The following is a 17,804-nucleotide window of genomic DNA, read 5'->3' as shown; positions in this document are numbered from 1 at the left end:
TCAATTTACTAAATTAGAACTAAGATCACTTTTGATTCTACACAATATAAAACAAAAGTTCTATTTTAAAATGTCTATAAATGATAGTAAATCTCATTACTAATACTAATTTTAACCATACAAAGCGAGTAAAGTAGTCAATGCAACCACCGGTGCTGTCTCTGTACGTAATACCCTACTGCCAATTTGCCAAGGCATAAAACCTACAGATTCTGCTTTTTGACACTCATCGTCACTGAGACCGCCTTCAGGACCAATCAATAATTCAATATAAGGAGATTCTTGCTTGAGAACCGAGGCCAGTTTCTCGGGTTTTGCAGGTTGTCCTGCCGCAGGCACACTCATCTGCATACGTAGATCTGCAGCGCTGTGTAGCACTTGATAATAAGTATCTTGGCTGAGTGTGGAGACGACAGGACTGACTATTGTTGCTGTATTCAAAGAATCAGAATGGTTCAGCCATTCATTGATAGACAGTGGGGCAAGTATCAGAGGTGGGCGATTAAGGCCGCATTGCTCGCAGGCTGCTATAGCGATTTGTTGCCAGTGAGCCAGTTTTTTGTCCACTTGAGCGGGTTTTAGATTGACCTCACCATGATGACTACTGAGTAACTGTATGGCAGTCACACCAAGCTCTGTTGCTTTTTGAATCGCGTAATCCATACGCTCGCCGCGACTCATTACTAAGCCAATTTTGCTAATAACAGACGCCGTACGATCATCATTTAGATGAGTGAGGAGGGTAGCCGTCGCGTTTTTTTTACTGATTGTTTGTAGCTCTACCTTATATTCACCACCAAATCCATCGAACAAGATACCTTGATCACCGATATTGGCACGCAGCACTCGGCACCAATGATGGACGATGCTGTCTGGCAACTCAACGTGGCTCCCTAGAGGTATGTCACCCAGCTTAGGTAAAGGCATAGCATCAGCATTGTTATTATTAATGGCATAAAAAAAACGTCGCACGTGGTCTTATTCCTATTATTTGATTGGGAGCGTTTATTATCGGGTCCATAGAATATCACTTGAGCTATCTAAAGGCATGGCTTTTATGATAATTATTGTTCAGCGGAGTCACTTTATCTATAGATAATACTATCGCACAGTGAAGCAAAAATAAAAAAGTAATTAAGATGAAATGTATCTTATAAAATATAAAAGGTAATAGCCCAAAATTTTTCCAATAAAAAACTGGCACTCCTAAGAGCGCCAGTTGAAAATCAATCAATTAGATTTGTACTTAAATATCAATAACTAGGCGGTTAAGCCCAGTGCTTCAACCAAGCGTCTGTTTGGCTCGACTTTGTTCATGCTATAAAAATGCATGGCTGGCACACCCTCGCTAATCAAGCGCTCACATAAGCGATAAACCACATCAAACCCAAACTCACGGATGGCTTTGTTATCGTCGCCGAAGTCAGCCAAGCGTTTACGTACATAGCGTGGAATATCAGCACCGCAGCTATCAGCAAAGCGTATCAGATTGCTAGAGTTGGTGATTGGCATAATACCAGCCACCAACGGCTGTGCGTTGATATCGATACCGCGTTTCTCTAGTGTATCACGCAGATATAGATAGCTGTCTGCGTTATAAAAGAACTGCGTAATCGACGCATTGGCACCAGCGCGGTACTTATTCACCAAGTTGTCAACATCAAACTCAAAGCTACGTGCTTGTGGATGCATCTCAGGGTAGGCCGCCACCTCGATATGGAAGTGATCGCCTGAGTGCTCACGAATGAACTTGACCAAATCTACTGCAAATGGCAGCTCACCCATGCCAACCTGACCTGACGGTAAGTCGCCACGCAATGCGACAAGACGTTGGATGCCTAAGCTCTTATAAAACTCAAGCAACTCAGCGATTTCTGCTTTGTCATCACCGATACAAGACATATGCGGCGCAATTTCAGTATCACCGCGTACGCTTAGTGCTTGCACGATGTCTAAGGTACGGCTACGAGTTGAGCCACCCGCACCGTAGGTCACCGAAAAATACGCCGGTGACAACTTATTTAGCTCATCATAAGTACTGAGAAGCTTTTCGTGACCTTGCTCGGTTTTTGCAGGAAAGAACTCAAAGGAGAAAGCGGGCTTACTCACAGTCAGGCTCCTTTTAGTATTTATAAGCGTCAGGTTTGAATGGACCTTCGACAGGCACACCCAAATATTCAGCTTGCTTTTCAGTCAGCTTGGTTAGTGTACCGTTGAAGCCTGCAACCATCGCAGCGGCCACTTCTTCGTCCAACTTCTTAGGCAATACTTTTACGTACAAGTTATCAAAGCGCTCGTCAGTCGGTAGATCAGCGAATTTTTCTTCGAACAGATACATCTGTGCCAGTACTTGGTTGGCAAATGAGCCGTCCATGACGCGTGATGGGTGACCAGTAGCATTACCTAGGTTTACTAGACGACCTTCAGCAAGCAAGATCAAATAATCGTTTTCATCGTCTGAACGGAAAATTTGATGAACTTGTGGCTTGATCTCAACCCAGCGCCAGTTATCACGCATAAACTGTGTGTCAATTTCAGTATCAAAGTGACCAATGTTACATACAACAGCACCAGGCTTAAGGGCAGCTAGCATATGTCTATCACAAACGTGATAGTTACCAGTCGTGGTGACGATCATGTCAGTGTCTTCAAGCAAGCGCTTGTTAATGCTGTCTGCGCCGCCAGTGTTGTCGCCATCGATGTATGGTGATAGTACTTCAAAACCGTCCATACATGCCTGCATCGCACAGATAGGGTCAACTTCTGAGACACGTACGATCATGCCTTCTTGACGTAGGCTTTGTGTAGAGCCTTTACCTACATCGCCATAACCGATAACTAAGGCGCGGCGACCAGCAAGGAACATGTCTGTTGCGCGTTTGATGGCATCATTTAAGCTATGACGGCAGCCGTATTTGTTGTCATTTTTCGATTTGGTAACCGCATCGTTGACGTTAATAGCAGGCACCTTTAGCGTGCCCTTGTTCAACATCTCAACCAAACGGTGTACACCAGTGGTGGTCTCTTCTGAGATACCATGGATATTGTCAAGAAGCTCTGCATATTCATCATGAATCAAAGCGGTCAAATCACCACCATCATCTAAGATTAAGTTGGCATCCCACAGCTGGCCTGATGCTTCGCCGCCAACGTGTACTTGCTGACGCAGACACCATTCGTACTCTTCTTCTGTTTCGCCTTTCCAAGCATAAACAGAGATACCAGCAGCAGCGATAGCCGCAGCAGCATGATCCTGAGTTGAGAAGATATTACATGAGGTCCAGCGTACTTCAGCACCTAATGCGACTAGTGTCTCAATAAGTACGGCCGTTTGAATGGTCATGTGGATACAGCCAGCGATTTTGGCGCCTTTAAGCGGTTGATCCGCTTCGTAGCGACGACGCAAGCCCATCAGAGCAGGCATTTCGGCTTCGGCAAGAGTGATTTCACGGCGGCCGTAATCAGCAAGGCTAATATCAGCGACTTTATAGTCAGTGAAAGAGGGATCGATCGTATGGGCAGATGGTGTAGTAGACACTGCGTCCATAATATGCTCCTATCAGTGGTTAACGAATGATAAAAAGAATAAAAACGCAGGTGCCGTTGTTTGCGCTGCGAGCGGCCAAAATGATGGACACTGAGCAGTTAACCGAGCCTAACATAAGCAATGAATAGCAAGCGTTTGAATACAAACACGGCTACCAATATTTATGGCGCAACACCTCTCGGAGGTCGTTATTGTAATAGATGAGTGGTTAATTGTCACCTATTGACTGAGATAAATAGCTGACGGCTTAGACAGATAAAACTTTAAACAGGAATCTATAGCCATAAAAAAGGCCACCTTTAGATGACCTTTTTTGTTTTAATGTTTTTTGATATTACTTAGCCAAAATTAGTACCAGTTATACGTTAGAGAGGTGAAATAACTGGTACCTTCTGTGGCGTACTCATTACCGAATTGGCTGGCAAGTGTATAATCTTCATCAGTAATATTATCTACACGCAAGTTAGCACGTAGATTAGGTGTGATATAGGCGCTTCCACTTACGTTAAATAGCGTATAGCTATCAAGTTCATTATTTTCAGTTGTAAGTCTATCATCGCTATATTTTGCCTCGAGGCGCATATCGAACGTAGGTTGCTGATATCCGATATAAACTAAACCACTATTTTTAGGGCGGTAAGGAAGTTGTTGATCAAAGTTGGCATTAGTTCTGGTTTTGTTCTTCGCGTCTAAGTAGTCATATCCTAGACCAAATATAAAGTCATTCATATTCCAATCTGAGGTCAAACTCAAGCCTTTTATTTTTGCTTCACTAATGTTCGTACCGCTTGCAATAAGGTCTTCTGCGTCCGTGTGATAGCCTGTCAATCGTGAAGTTTGCATATCATTAGCGTATTCAACGAATACTTCAGTATTTTCACTTCTTTCAGGCTTTAGGTTTGGATTGTTATCACCTGGATAGTATAGGTCGTTAAAGGTTGGTGCGCGAAAGCCCGTGGCATAATTTGCACCGATGCGCATACCCGCTAGCGGGCGTATGGCTGCTCCTAAGTTGTATGTACTTTCGTTACCATATTGTGAGTTGTCATCTACACGATAGTTGGCTTGCAAATCATAATAAGTGTCTGCTAATTGATAACCTACAAAAGCGCTCTTAACATCTCTGTCGTCAGGGTCATAAGCCGTTTGAACAGCAGGATCAGGATAGTTTGAGAAGTCTAAAACATCTGAAGCATCTAGTTTTTGTGATAACCATTCTGCACCGACAGTAACTGTACCAGGTTGCGCGTTTATACTAGTCTCTAAGCGTGCCTGCTCTTGAGTGGTATCAAACTGGCTACCATTGTCATAACTGATAGAGTTGTTATCGTGAGAGGTTGATTTATCAATACTTTGACCGTAGCTCAGTTTAGTAAGAGTTAATGGGGTTTTATATTGCAAATAGGCGTTAGCGCTACCGTTTTTTTGATCAGAGTAGGCGTAAGGAATGACTTTTCCGGCTGAGTCAAACTCAGTCGTAGAGTCTGAATATAAGCCGCTAATCCCTGCACTCAATGCATTTGTGAACTTGTGCTGCAGTGCCAAACTGACATTGGTAGATTCAAAACCATCATCATCAGCGTTATAATCAAAAGAATTACGATTAGCAATAGCGTTAAAACCATCAGTTTCGTTGCGACTGACACCTAAGCTCAGCGTCGAAGTGTCATTTTTAAGTTGACCTGTCACGCCGACTTGGTAGTGATTGTTACTACCGTAACCAATGGTAGTGGAAACATTAGATTGTTCTACGCTATTGCCCTTAGTGAAAATTTGAATGACACCGCCCATCGCATCTGAGCCATAAAGACTAGATCCTGAAGCGCCGTATAAAATTTCAATGCGATCAATTTGATCTGCTGACAATAAATTCAGCGATGGGCTACCTAAAGATACCGAGCTGTAGCGAATACCATCGATAAGCACCAATACCTGCTTACTGTCGTAACCACGCATATAAAAATTACTGGTGGTTCCCATGCCACCACTTTGCGTAATGTTGATACCAGGTTGATTTTTCAATACATCAGTGACTGTTTGACCTTGATAACGCTGTAATTCTTCCTTATCAATTATACGAGTTTGCGCAATCACATTATTGGTCTTGGTAGGCGTACGTGTCGCTGTTACAACAATTTTATCAAGCTCAACTTGTGGTATCTCGCTATCGTTAGTATTGGTTGCCTCAAGGGGCGCCGCCGTCGCTGTGTTGACTGCGAATAAACCAAGTGCGCTTAAAATACTTAAGCGAAGATAGGTGCGTGAAGATGAGCATGATAAAGACATGGTTGATTCCAAAGTAATCAGATTGAAAAATGCAGACATAAGAAATAACTATTAAGACGTAAAAGGTGTCAAAAGTTACAAAAAACAGTATATAAGCAAAACTGCGCTCATTATCTACAAAAGTTCCGCCTTTATAAACCACTTTAACCTAATGTTTCTTCACGGTAGGATGAATATAATTCATCATGAGATGCTAATTGTTCATTAGAGAGCTACTTTTTTATTAACGCCTACCATTTTCAGTAAGCGGAAGAGATTGCACAGAGCGATAAAATAGCTAACTCACACAGTTAACGACAAAAACCTATAATCAAAAGCACTGCTGTTATAAATAATTGTTATCATAGTGCGGATATTATGTGTTCTTCATTGTGCCACTCATAAAGTTAAGAGGTTTGTTTTGTCTACTCAGCATAATCTGACTCCCAGTACCGCATCCCCTTCATCGAACTCTACTCTTAAGATACCATTTGCGGTCGTAATGCTTTTGCTGGCGATGATATTAAGTATTGTGTTACCAAAAACCGCTTTTGCTGTTGACGCTGGTGCGCTTGGCGTTGGTGGTGATAGTAGTGAAGAGACGGTAGCTACACCTTTACCTGATTCATTTGGGCGAGATACGCCGCGTCATACCGTACAGGGTTTTATCAGTGCGCTGGGCGAAAACGACTACTTGCTGGCAAGTAACTATCTCAATTTATCCAAGTCTGATAACCCAACGACAGTCGTACGTCAGTTTAAGCAAGCGCTCGATGCGGGTGGGCGATTCCAACCTGATTTGCAAATCAGTAATACCCCTGAGGGCAATCTCACCGATCAACTACCACCCAGTCAAGAAAATGTCGGTGTGATTAACATCGGTGAAAAAAGTGTGTCGTTGTTACTAGAAAGAGTGGTCTCTAAAGAGAACGAGCAGTATTGGCAGTTCTCAAGTGAGACGCTGAGTTCTATACCGGAAGTGATAGAAAACTCAGAGCCGACTTTGGTATCGCGCTACACGGTGGATTCATTAGATGGTAAAAAACTCTTTGGTTATCAACTGGCTGATTTGGTCGCTGCGCTATCCATGATTGTGAGTAGCTTTGTCCTCACTTATATCGCAGTATGGCTGTTATACCATCTATTGAGAATTGTTTATCCTCGTGTGCGCGGTGTGCCTTTGCCATTACCTGACAAAGTGATACTGCCGCTTTCTGTGGTCATTATGGCACTGATCTTATCTGAAGTGATGGTCTATGCAGGCGTTTCCGTCACGCTGCGCGAACCAGTTAATCGCTTTACTGATATTGCTTCTTGGCTTGCACTAACTTGGCTGCTATTACGAGTTATTGATGCGATATTTACTCGAGCGGTCAACCTAAGCTATAAGAAAAACTATACTGAGCGTGTCTCAATCTTGGGACTGATGCGAAAAGTCGTCAAAGCACTACTCTTAATATTTGCGGTCATTGTCATTTTTGGTAATTTGGGTTTTGACTTAACCACGGGTATTGCTGCACTGGGTGTGGGTGGTTTGGCATTGGCACTTGGTGCACAAAAAACCATTGAAAACCTTGTTGGTAGTGTCGTCGTCGTCGCGGATTCACCAGTACGTATCGGTGATTATTGCAAATTTGGCACTTATGAAGGCACTGTTATTGACATCGGTATTCGCTCATCACGTGTGCGCACATTGACACGGACCGTTGTCACGGTGCCAAACGGTGATTTTTCATCGATGCAAATTGAAAACTTTACCTCGCGTGATATGTTCCGCTTCTTTCATCAGTTATATCTGAAGCGTACCGCGGATATTGATGTGGTCTTCAAGATGGTCAAAGACTTAGATGAGTTTTTAAATGAGCATTACTTGACCAATCAAGAATGGAATCAGGTTAATATTTTAGAGCTACGCCAGGACTGTTATGTCATTCAGCTACAGGCATATATCAATGCCAATGATGTGATGGAGTTTTATGATAAGCAAAACGTGGTATTCGTTGATGTATTAAACCAAGTCGCAAAATATGATGTTGAACATGCATTACCAACCCAGCAGCTAATCGTCAATCAAGCTGAGCTTGAACATCATATGGAAAACAATACTGTTGAAACAGAAGATGATGTTTCAGAAGACCATAGCAATACGAATACCAATGAAACAAATGTCAGTCTAGAAAGTAATGATAATAATTCTGACGGTGTGATTATCAACAAAGATACCGACAATGCTAACGATGATATGGCAAATAATCAAAAGTCATCTATGGCAACTGTCAGTAGAAAGGGCGCGCTCAAAGCGCTCAAACACAAAAGTCGTATGCTAAGAAAAAGCAAATTTAAGCATACTAAAAACAAATTTAGCTTGTCTATATGGAATCAGCCTTAGAAACGGTTTTTCCATATAGGCAATCACTCTACACGGTCAGCTATAAAGGTACTGCGGTTTTATTGCGTAATAAGCCGTAGTATGACCAAAGCAGTAAGCTGGCAGTGCTGCGATAAGGTGACCAGTGCTGAGTGAGGTTTTTGAGCTGCTTGGGTGTTGGTCGTTCTGCTAAGCCTAGCAACTCCATCGCTGCAACCTTAATGGCTAAGTCATCGACAGCAAGCACGTCTGCGCGTTTTAAAGAAAAGAGCAAGTACATTTCAGCGGTCCAGCGTCCGATGCCCGTAACCGCGGTAAGTGTGTTTACGACCTCTTCATCAGGCATGTTTTCTAAAGCCATAAAATCTATATCATGATTGACTAAAGAGCGGATATAGCGAGTTTTTTGCTTAGACAATCCATGAGCTTTTAAAGCCTCGTCAGTTGCTTCATCGATTTTATGCGGCGTTGTCAACGCTGCATCAACCAACCGCTTCCAGATACTTGCCGCAGCGGCGACAGACAGCTGCTGACCAACCATCGCTCTCATTAATTGCTCAAACCCACCTGCATTGTGCCTAAGATCAGGTAGACCAACCTGCTCGTAGATAGCAGCAAATTTCGGTTCGATAGCAACTAATGCGGTGATGTTTTCCTGTAGTGCTTGTTTATTTTCAATGGTTTTGATACTCATAAGGACTTCGCTTGACTAATTAAACAGTGCTCGAGTGAATCCAATAGTAAAGGGTAGGAGGCACATATTAAAGGGAAAATCGTTAAAGATTGATATACGAGTTATAGATAAAAAAAGGACTGCAAATAAGCAGTCCTTTTTTATTTAATAGAGTTATCATAAGCGATGACTTCTATTCGCCATCTGCTTTAGGTTTTTTGAGCAGTACCAATACCGCACCATTGCCACCATCCTTTGGCGGCGCAGAGCAAAACGCCAATACTTCTGGCAATTGGCGTAACCAGCCATTGATACAGGTTTTTAGAATCGCTTCGCTACCTTTACCATGGACGATTTTTACCATGGTTTCATTTTTTTGCTTCGCTTGGCTTAGCAGTTGCGTCATGGCGTCACGTGCTTCTTCTATCGTACAGCCATGAATGTCTACCGCATCGTACCAACGCAACTTACCTTTTTTGAGCTGATCAAAGATTTTATTTTGCAAGGTTGGCTGCTTATATGACAAATAGGCTTCAGCAGCGACAGGGTTTAGTAGGGCTTGCATATCTGACAAGCCAGCGCCTAAATCACTAGCTTCACTGCCTTGAGCGGCCGCACGTTTTGATAGTGTTGCTGCATCAGGTTTACCCGCTCTTGCCGTGCTAGTAGGTGAGCGTACGTTTTTGTCTTCTAGCTGACTGACACCATGCATAGCTTGCATGAACAGTACTTTGTCATCATCGACATGTTCACTATCTAGCTGCTTGACGGTCTTTTTCACTTGTTTTTGAGTCAGTAAAGAAACAGGCTCAGTGGGCTTTTGGTTTTCACCTTCAGGTGAATTAGTATCACGGCCTTTACTTAATTGGCCTTTTAGTTCTTTGAGCTGGTCTTGCATTTCTTTTGAAAACAGAGAGTTTGACATAAAAGTTAACGTATCGTTGATTGATGAATGAAAGGTTGAGTAATTTATAGGGTAAATATTTTATTCAAGCTATCTGATTCTATTGAAGCCTGAATTATTGAGTTACTTTACTCGTCTACTGCGACGCCCGCAAGTAAGGATTGTAACGCTTGTCCCGGATGATCGGTTTTCATAAATTGCTCACCGATTAAAAAGTGCTGAATATCATGACTTAGCATAAGACGAATATCATCACTGCTATGAATGCCGCTCTCGGTCACAATCAATGGTTTTTGATCGGCATCATCAGTATCAGTAGAGAGTGCTTCGATTAAGATGTTTTTTAAATCGAGTGTAGTTTGTAGGTCAACGTCAAACGTGTTTAAATCACGATTATTAATACCATAAATATTGTGTGCTGAGCGTGGTAGCTGTAGTGCCCGTTCAAGCTCAGACTGTGTATGCACCTCTATCAACACATCCATGCCAAGCTCAATACTTAGTGCGTGCAACTCTTTTACTTGCGTGTCATCTAAGCAGGCCATAATGAGTAAGATACAGTCAGCACCCATTAAGTAAGATTGATATATTTGATAGACATCAATCATAAAATCTTTGCGAAGTATCGGTAAGCTTGAGACATTTGCCGCTTGAATAAGATACGTATCATCGCCCTGAAAATAATCGCGATCAGTCAGCACTGATAGACAGCTGGCGCCTGCTTGCTCGTACTGCTGCGCAAATAGAGCAGGGGTAAAATCGTGATTGATAATACCTTTAGATGGTGAGGCTTTTTTGATTTCAGCAATGATGCCAATACCATTATTTTCAGTGCTAGCAGCACGTAAGGCAGCAGAAAAACCTCGGCGCGGTTTGTTATCAGCTGCGACTTTTGCTTGCAAATTTTCAAGCGATAGCGCCGCGCGAGCTGCTTTTACTTCTTCTACTTTGGTTGCGACAATGCGCTGTAGTACCGAAGGTATGTCTGAATGAGTTTTGGTCATGCTGTTATCCGAATGTTGTTAAAGGTAAATAGGCAGTGATATATAGTTTTGCACTGTATTGGTGCGTATAAATCAACCTTCAGTCACTAGCTGCTGCGTGTATTTGGCCAAAGACTCAAGCTTGAGTAAAGCATCACCATTTTGGATAATTTTTTGAGCTCGGCTAACGCCATTAGGATAGTTGCTGGCAAGTCCGGCGGTGTATATTGCCGCACCTGCGTTCAAAGCAATCATGTCACGGGCTTTAAGTACAGCACGGTCATGGGTATCAGCACCAGACAGAGCAGCACGAATCAGTGCAAGACTTTGCTCAGGAGAGTCGACATCGAGACCAATCAGGGTTTGAGATTCGATACCTGCATCTTCTGGCATCATCTCATAAACGGATATTTCACCATCTTTTAGTTCAGCAACTGTGGTCGAGGTTGCTAGACTGATTTCATCCAGCCCATCTTTTGCGCCCACAACCATGACATGACGTGCGCCTAGGTTTTTCATTACCTTTGCCATAGGCTCACAGAGCTGCGCAGTGAATACCCCGATAACTAAATTGGGCGTACCAGCAGGGTTGGTTAGTGGGCCTAAAATATTAAAAATGGTACGCGCTTTTAGCTCACGGCGTACAGGATTGGCATAACGCATGGCGCTGTGATGGTTGGGCGCAAACAAAAACCCAACCCCTTCGTTCTCGATACAATCTTTTGCTTGTTCTGGAGTCAGCGCAAGACTGATGCCTGCTTGCTCAAGCAAATCTGAGCTACCAGATCTGGTTGAGACACCGCGATTACCATGTTTGGCAACTTGTGCGCCAGCCGCCGCGACAACGAATGCCGATGCAGTCGATACGTTAAATAAATTGGCACCATCACCGCCAGTACCAACGATGTCGACCAAATAGTCACAGTTTTTTGGCTCAATATTGGCGGCTAGCGCACGCATCGCACTGGCTGATGCGGTGATCTCATCGATAGATTCACCTTTCATACGTAAACCTGTCAAGATAGCGCCCATCATCGCGTCGCTACATCTACCTTGCATGATGATCAGCATCACTTGATACATCTCATCAAAGGTCAAATCGATGTGCTGAAAGATTCTACTCAAAGCTGTCGTCAATAATTGATGTATTTGGGCATCAGACAGTTTTGCAATACCCTCTGGCGTGTGAGCTTCTTCTGTTTTTGTCGTACTCATGATGATCTCGCTTATGATTATTTTTTATGTGAATCTGTCTATGATTTGAGATAGAGTAATGAAAGCAGGTTCTTAAGTCAAAACTAGCCTACCTGTGGTAGCTCATCTGATGCTAGTTTTGCCAAGCCATAAGTATGTAAAAAGTTATTAAGTAATTGATAACCTGCTTCGCTCAAAATGGACTCAGGATGAAATTGGACGCCTTCTATGGCAAGTGTCTTGTGTCGGATACCCATGATCTCTTCGATACTACCATCAACATTCTGCGTCCATGCGGTCAGCTCAAAGCAATCTGGCAGGGTACGCTTATCGATGACAAGTGAATGATAGCGTGTGACTTGCGATGGGTTTGGTAGTCCGGCAAATACGCCTTGGTCATTATGATAGACGGCTGATAACCGTCCGTGCATAACTTCACCTGCTTTGACGACTTGTCCACCAAACGCCTGCCCAATCGCTTGATGACCCAAACAAATACCAAGTATCGGAATAATGCCTCTGAATGTCTCGATAACTTCGAGCGAAACACCCGCACGATCAGGGTCGCATGGACCTGGGCCAATAACAATCACGTCCGGTGCTAACGTTCGAATCTGCTCGATAGTGACCTGATCATTACGCCAAACGGTGATGTCCTGCTGCAATTCACCGAAATACTGTACGATATTGTACGTAAAGCTGTCGTAATTATCGATCATCAAAATCATGAAGGTGTCAACTTATCAGTTTTATTCTGTTTGTAATATGGGATATACGTCTACTGTTGATCAGGGCTTTGGTTGCCAAACAAAAGCAGCTATGACTGTGACAGAGGGCGTTATGGCGCGCGGTTATCTTACCACTATTTTGTTCTCTATCAAATGCAGAGCATAGGCTAGCTAAATAAGCACTACATAAAAATATTTTTCTTTGATCATAATGATTTCACAACCAGAGCCAAATCAGCAAATCGATATTCTATTATTGCACCGTAATAGAGCGATATAATAATTACAAGGTTTTTTAAGCACTAATACAGTGCAAAAATATCATAATTAGTGCATCTAATAACTGCTTAATACGAAGGTTATTAGAAAAAATATATTTTCATATGAAAATAATTTGGTATAAGGCGCTGTAATTATTGGAAATGTGTTATTTTAAGTGGGGTAGATAGTAGTTTTTTAGATATTGGCATAGTCTTTGCATTGATGCTGGTATGATTATTAGTGACCACAAAAACGGGTCTAAAAATAATTATTCATAAGTGCCAGAAGAGTTCAGCATGACGAGTTATATATTGCTAGAATGATATGAGAATTGACTTAGGATGTTTGTAGACCATTGAGATGACTATTGGTCTAATTAAGAAAGCGTCTTAGATGAGTGTCTTGACTAATACGACAAATAGTGCTGATAATAAGCATAATATCGAATGCGCTGTTTGGTATTGGAAGGACATCTGGAATTCTTGCACAAGAAATGGCACCAACAATTTTAAATTGCAATAACGTGACCAACACAACGGAGATTATGTATGTCGAACAAATTATTAGATCTTATTCAATCCTCTAATGCTAAATGGGTTGACTTTCGCTTCACTGATACGCGCGGTAAAGAGCAACACATCAGCTTCCCAGCATCTACTGTCGATGAAGATGTCATGGAAGATGGCAAAATGTTTGATGGCTCATCTATCGCTGGTTGGAAGGGTATCGAAGCGTCTGATATGATCTTGCGTCCTGACCCAGAAACAGCGTTCGTTGATCCGTTCTTTGATGCGGTTACTGTCGTCGTGACTTGTGACATTATTGAGCCATCAACGCTACAAGGCTATGATCGCGATCCACGCTCTATCGCACGTCGCGCTGAAGAGTACTTAAAGTCAACTGGTATCGGTGATACTGCTTACTTCGGTCCTGAGCCTGAATTCTTTGTATTTGACGATGTAAAATGGTCAGTTGATATGTCTGGCGTCAGTCATAAAATCACTGCTGAAGAAGCAGCATGGTCAACTAACGAGACTTATGAGTGGGGCAACATGGCGCATCGTCCACGCGTCAAAGGCGGCTATTTCCCAGTACCACCAATCGACAGCTCACACGATATGCGTGCTGTCATGTGTGAACGTATCGAAGAAATCGTTGGCGAAGGCCGCGTTGAAGTTCATCACCACGAAGTGGCGTCTTGCCAGTCTGAAATCGGTGTAGCGTTCAACACAATGGTACGTAAAGCAGATGAAGTTCAGCAGTTGAAATACGTTGTCCATAACGTGGCGCACCAGTTTGGTAAAACAGCGACCTTTATGCCGAAGCCAATCGTTGGTGACAATGGTTCAGGTATGCACGTGCATATGTCAATCTCAAAAGATGGCGTAAACACATTCTCTGGTGATGAGTATGCTGGCCTGTCTGAGACTGCATTGTACTTCATTGGTGGTATCATCAAGCACGCTCGTGCATTGAACGCGATTACCAACCCATCAACGAACAGCTACAAGCGTTTGGTACCGCATTATGAAGCACCTATTAAGCTTGCGTATTCAGCGTCTAACCGTTCAGCATCTATTCGTGTGCCACATGTGAGCAGCCCGAAAGCCGTACGTATTGAAGCACGCTTCCCTGATCCAACGGCAAACCCATACTTGGCATTTGCTGCGCTATTGATGGCAGGCCTTGACGGTATCCAGAACAAGATGCATCCAGGCGAAGCAGCTGACAAAAACTTGTATGACTTGCCACCAGAAGAAGAAGCGCAAATCCCAACGGTTGCAGAGAGTCTAGACGTCGCACTACAAGCGCTGCGTGATGACCACGAGTTCTTATTAAAAGGCGATGTGTTTACCAAAGATATGCTAGAAGCATTCATCGCACTTAAAGAAGATGAAGTACAACGTCTAAACGTGACTGTACACCCTGTCGAGTTTGATATGTACTACAGCTGCTAATAATGAATTAGTCTGTTAAGTTAATTCAATAAAAAAGAACCAGTCAAGTGAATCTTGGCTGGTTTTTTTGTGCCTGTTTAAAAAGATAGTGGTATAAATGGATGATATTTTTTTAAATACCATTGATTGCATAACAAATCCTACTGATTTTGCATCAAAAGTATCGCATAATAGTTTTTATAAAAGTATATTAATAGTAAATACTAATTAGGTTGACTGACTATGAGTTTGTTATCAAAGCGGAATTTGTTACGAGGCAATATACAGTTAGGAACATTGGCTATCATGGCTAGCCTTTGTGCGCCTCTCAGCAACGCAGCACCTATCTACAAAGTGATTGATGAGCAGACAGGTCAAGTAACTTTTACCGATCGTCCGCAGTCTTATGAGGATCAAGCAGGAAAACAAGTTAGCCAGACTAGCGTCAATACCGGCGAAAGTAGCGCCTCAAAAGGAATGCCAAGTGAGGTCAGAGGCAATACTGACCTTCCAGCCGCCGCTGCCACCAAACCTGCGGTGAATATCAACTATCAGTTGAGTATGATTGAGCCGAGCACTGAGCGTGCCTATCAGCGCCCTGCACAGAGTATCGTCATCGCGCTTGATGTAAAGCCCGCGCTACAGAATGGCGATCAAGTGAGTATCTATTTGGATGGTAAAGAAATCGCCCAAGGATTAAGTGCTTCTGTCGCGACAGTCGATCTGCAGCCAGGCCCGCATAGCATCCGCGCTGTAGTCAAGAAGGTATCAGGACAAACAGGGCAGCAAGTCAATCGTACGGTACATGTCATTCAAAACACTCTAATTCTACAGAATAAGAAGAAGCTTGCCGAGCAGCTTTTGGCTTATGAGCGCTTGCCATGGCACCAAAAGGTCTTGTTAAAAATGCGCGGTAATGCCGCTGTATCTCAGTAACAAAGTCATTAATAATATATAAATAAGAAGGGCAGACGTGATCATCGCGTCTGCCTTTTTTATTTATATATTGATTCTATTTAACGTCATATGAGCTTATTACTATTTATTTGGTCAGCTCGATTGTACCATTGGCAGTGACTGAGATAGTGCTGTTACCAGACTCAAAGCTTTGGCTTGGTACTGACTCGTCTGCCATTCCTGATTTCATGCTCATAGCGCTATACATCGGGCGTGGATAGTTGCTACCGGTATTCAAATTAACATTCACGACGCGATAGCCGCGCGCATCCCAAGCGCGAGTCAGGCTCTTCGCTTGCTGCTGAAAAGCGCGAGATGCTTCAGTCATTAGTTTTTGCTCTAGCGCATCTTTTTTGGTATCTGAGACGCCAAAGTTAAGATTGTCCATGACTAAGGTTTCTTGTAGATCAGCAATCAGCTGACTGGTTGCTGCAAAGTCTGTACTTTTCAAGTCTATGTTTGCTTGACCTGTCCAACCAACGATTTTGTCGTTTTTGTCATAGCGTGGATAGGTACGCTGCTGCCCTGTGCTGACGGTCACGCTTGGATAGCGTTTAGCAATTTTCATAGCATTATTGATTGACGTGTTGAGCATTGTCGCTAATGTTTTAGCGTCAGTTGCTTGTGCTTTTTTGTATAAGCTGGCACGTACTTCATCGTTTTGTATTTCTTCTTTTATTTCTGTCTGAAACGTCAGTTGGTCGTAGCCTGTTGGCTCTGCGTGGGCGCTGCCCATCATTGCAGTCATTAAACAAACCGTACCAGAAGCGAGTGCCGCTTTATTCAGTAGAGCATTTTTCATTATTATCTCCTAAATTATTTTTAATAGTCTTCATATGAATGTTTTTAAAATCCATTTTCATATGGGAAGTTGTGCGTCTCAATTTCTAAATGCGGACATGTGTGCAACTTCATTCACTAAAATAGCAAAATCTGTATAAGTTGCTGTGAGAATTTTGTGAGCTAGGTTACTGGGTTATTTTTCGATTAAAACAAACAGTTTTGAGATAGGGGTTGTAAAATTAAAAAATCCTTGTATAATCTCATCCGGTGGCTCCATTGGTAGCCTCGCAACATTGTTCTATGAATCCCGCCAGGACCGGAAGGTAGCAATGGTAATAGATTTGATGTGTGCCGAGGATGTGCTGATGGAGTCGCTTTTTTTTGCCTAAAATTTGATAGATATTCTAATAAAGTACCTAATACATTGGTATTCTGTACTAAGCCCTTCATTGCAAAGGGCTTTTTTTTGTCCAAAATTTCATTCGATTTCTTATTTAAATTAAAAGCTTCATTGATTAATATGAGTTAAAATACAATGCATTAACGTTTATTAACATTCTAGACACTTTGAGGTTTGGTTATGAAGATGTTTGTTTGGCTGTTCATTGTATTTGTGGTGCTAATTATTGTATTTGGGGTGTCCATATTTAATAAATTGGTACGTGCACGTAACCAAGCAAAGAACGGCTTTGCGCAGATAGATGTGCAGCTCAAACGTCGTCATGATTTGATTCCAAATCTCGTCGAAACAGCCAAGCGTTATCTGACTCATGAGGAAGAGACACTGACACGAGTTATTAGCGCACGCAATCATGCTCAAAATCTACAAGACTCGCATAAGCATCAGCCAGATTCACAAGAGCACATGGCACTATTTGCCAAAGCAGAAGGCATGTTGTCCAAAGCGTTGAGTCAGTTTTCGGCAGTGGTAGAAGCCTATCCTGAACTTAAAGCCGATAGTATGCTCAGAGAGTTGATGGATGAGCTGACCAACACAGAAAATCGCATTGGTTTTGCCCGTCAGCATTATAATGATAGCGTGATGTTCTACAACAATGATCGTGAAGTGTTTCCTAACAATCTTGTCAGTACGACTTTTGGCTTTCGTCCGCTTAGTCCCTTGGTATTCGCAGACAGAGATGCCATTGCTAAAGCACCGAATGTTAATCTGGGCTAGGATTTAGATAAATTTGGCCAATGTTAG

General features: G+C 42.6%; 14 protein-coding genes and 1 other RNA gene. 5 read left to right on the top strand and 10 right to left on the bottom strand.

The genetic code is table 11. The features are described from left to right. Positions 1–111: 111 nt before the first annotated feature. From ACHUET_RS05830 to ACHUET_RS05815, 4 genes are all read right to left on the bottom strand, one after another. Positions 112–972 carry a 16S rRNA (uracil(1498)-N(3))-methyltransferase gene (locus ACHUET_RS05830; RefSeq protein ID WP_394211409.1) on the bottom strand — a complete coding sequence of 287 codons (861 nt, stop codon included), beginning with the start codon at positions 970–972 and terminating at the stop codon, positions 112–114. 288 nt (positions 973–1,260) lie between these two features. Continuing rightward, complete coding sequence (metF, locus tag ACHUET_RS05825; RefSeq protein ID WP_394211407.1) at positions 1,261–2,109, bottom strand: methylenetetrahydrofolate reductase [NAD(P)H]; 849 nt, start codon at positions 2,107–2,109, stop codon at positions 1,261–1,263. Between the two features lie 13 nt (positions 2,110–2,122). Further along, positions 2,123–3,547 carry an adenosylhomocysteinase gene (ahcY, locus tag ACHUET_RS05820; RefSeq protein ID WP_371532068.1) on the bottom strand — a complete coding sequence of 475 codons (1,425 nt, stop codon included), beginning with the start codon at positions 3,545–3,547 and terminating at the stop codon, positions 2,123–2,125. Positions 3,548–3,895: 348 nt separating this feature from the next. Beyond that, positions 3,896–5,833 (bottom strand): TonB-dependent receptor domain-containing protein, encoded by a 1,938-nt coding sequence (locus tag ACHUET_RS05815; RefSeq protein ID WP_394211405.1) that lies wholly within the window; start codon positions 5,831–5,833, stop codon positions 3,896–3,898. A 400-nt stretch (positions 5,834–6,233) separates the two neighbouring features. Between ACHUET_RS05815 and ACHUET_RS05810 the strand changes: the two genes are divergently transcribed. Beyond that, positions 6,234–8,201 carry a mechanosensitive ion channel family protein gene (locus tag ACHUET_RS05810; protein ID WP_394211403.1) on the top strand — a complete coding sequence of 656 codons (1,968 nt, stop codon included), beginning with the start codon at positions 6,234–6,236 and terminating at the stop codon, positions 8,199–8,201. A gap of 40 nt (positions 8,202–8,241) precedes the next feature. Here the strand turns inward: ACHUET_RS05810 and ACHUET_RS05805 are convergent, their stop codons facing one another. From ACHUET_RS05805 to ACHUET_RS05785, 5 genes are all read right to left on the bottom strand, one after another. Beyond that, entirely contained in the window at positions 8,242–8,874 is a 633-nt protein-coding gene (locus tag ACHUET_RS05805) for a DNA-3-methyladenine glycosylase family protein (RefSeq protein ID WP_394211401.1), read from the bottom strand. 172 nt (positions 8,875–9,046) lie between these two features. Next, positions 9,047–9,778, bottom strand: coding sequence for a Smr/MutS family protein (locus ACHUET_RS05800; protein WP_201598726.1), 732 nt, complete (start codon positions 9,776–9,778; stop codon positions 9,047–9,049). A gap of 107 nt (positions 9,779–9,885) precedes the next feature. Continuing rightward, a complete protein-coding gene (gene trpC / locus ACHUET_RS05795; protein WP_394211399.1) occupies positions 9,886–10,761 on the bottom strand; it encodes an indole-3-glycerol phosphate synthase TrpC in 876 nt (291 codons plus the stop codon). Between the two features lie 72 nt (positions 10,762–10,833). Continuing rightward, positions 10,834–11,955, bottom strand: a complete 1,122-nt coding sequence (gene trpD / locus ACHUET_RS05790; protein WP_394211397.1) for an anthranilate phosphoribosyltransferase — start codon at positions 11,953–11,955, stop codon at positions 10,834–10,836. A gap of 83 nt (positions 11,956–12,038) precedes the next feature. Beyond that, positions 12,039–12,662, bottom strand: a complete 624-nt coding sequence (locus ACHUET_RS05785; protein ID WP_394211395.1) for an anthranilate synthase component II — start codon at positions 12,660–12,662, stop codon at positions 12,039–12,041. A gap of 809 nt (positions 12,663–13,471) precedes the next feature. On the opposite strand from ACHUET_RS05785, the gene glnA reads away from it, so the two are divergent. Both glnA and ACHUET_RS05775 read left to right on the top strand, forming a co-directional pair. Then, on the top strand, positions 13,472–14,881 hold the full coding sequence (gene glnA, locus ACHUET_RS05780; protein ID WP_201598736.1) for a type I glutamate--ammonia ligase: 1,410 nt from the start codon (positions 13,472–13,474) through the stop codon (positions 14,879–14,881). A gap of 222 nt (positions 14,882–15,103) precedes the next feature. After that, a complete protein-coding gene (locus ACHUET_RS05775) occupies positions 15,104–15,796 on the top strand; it encodes a DUF4124 domain-containing protein (protein WP_394211392.1) in 693 nt (230 codons plus the stop codon). A 106-nt stretch (positions 15,797–15,902) separates the two neighbouring features. On the opposite strand, the gene ACHUET_RS05770 is transcribed toward ACHUET_RS05775, so the two are convergent. Beyond that, entirely contained in the window at positions 15,903–16,619 is a 717-nt protein-coding gene (locus ACHUET_RS05770; protein ID WP_394211390.1) for an SIMPL domain-containing protein, read from the bottom strand. 255 nt (positions 16,620–16,874) lie between these two features. Between ACHUET_RS05770 and ffs the strand changes: the two genes are divergently transcribed. Next, positions 16,875–16,971, top strand: an RNA gene (ffs, locus tag ACHUET_RS05765) — signal recognition particle sRNA small type. Between the two features lie 209 nt (positions 16,972–17,180). Next, a complete protein-coding gene (locus tag ACHUET_RS05760) occupies positions 17,181–17,777 on the top strand; it encodes a LemA family protein (RefSeq protein ID WP_201598748.1) in 597 nt (198 codons plus the stop codon). Positions 17,778–17,804 lie beyond the last annotated feature (27 nt).

The sequence above is a fragment of the Psychrobacter piscatorii genome, assembly GCF_043641605.1.
Classification (GTDB): Bacteria; Pseudomonadota; Gammaproteobacteria; order Pseudomonadales; family Moraxellaceae; genus Psychrobacter; species Psychrobacter piscatorii_C.
The sequence above is the reverse complement of the archived record's forward strand: the minus strand, read 5'-3'. Positions and strand labels throughout refer to the sequence as shown.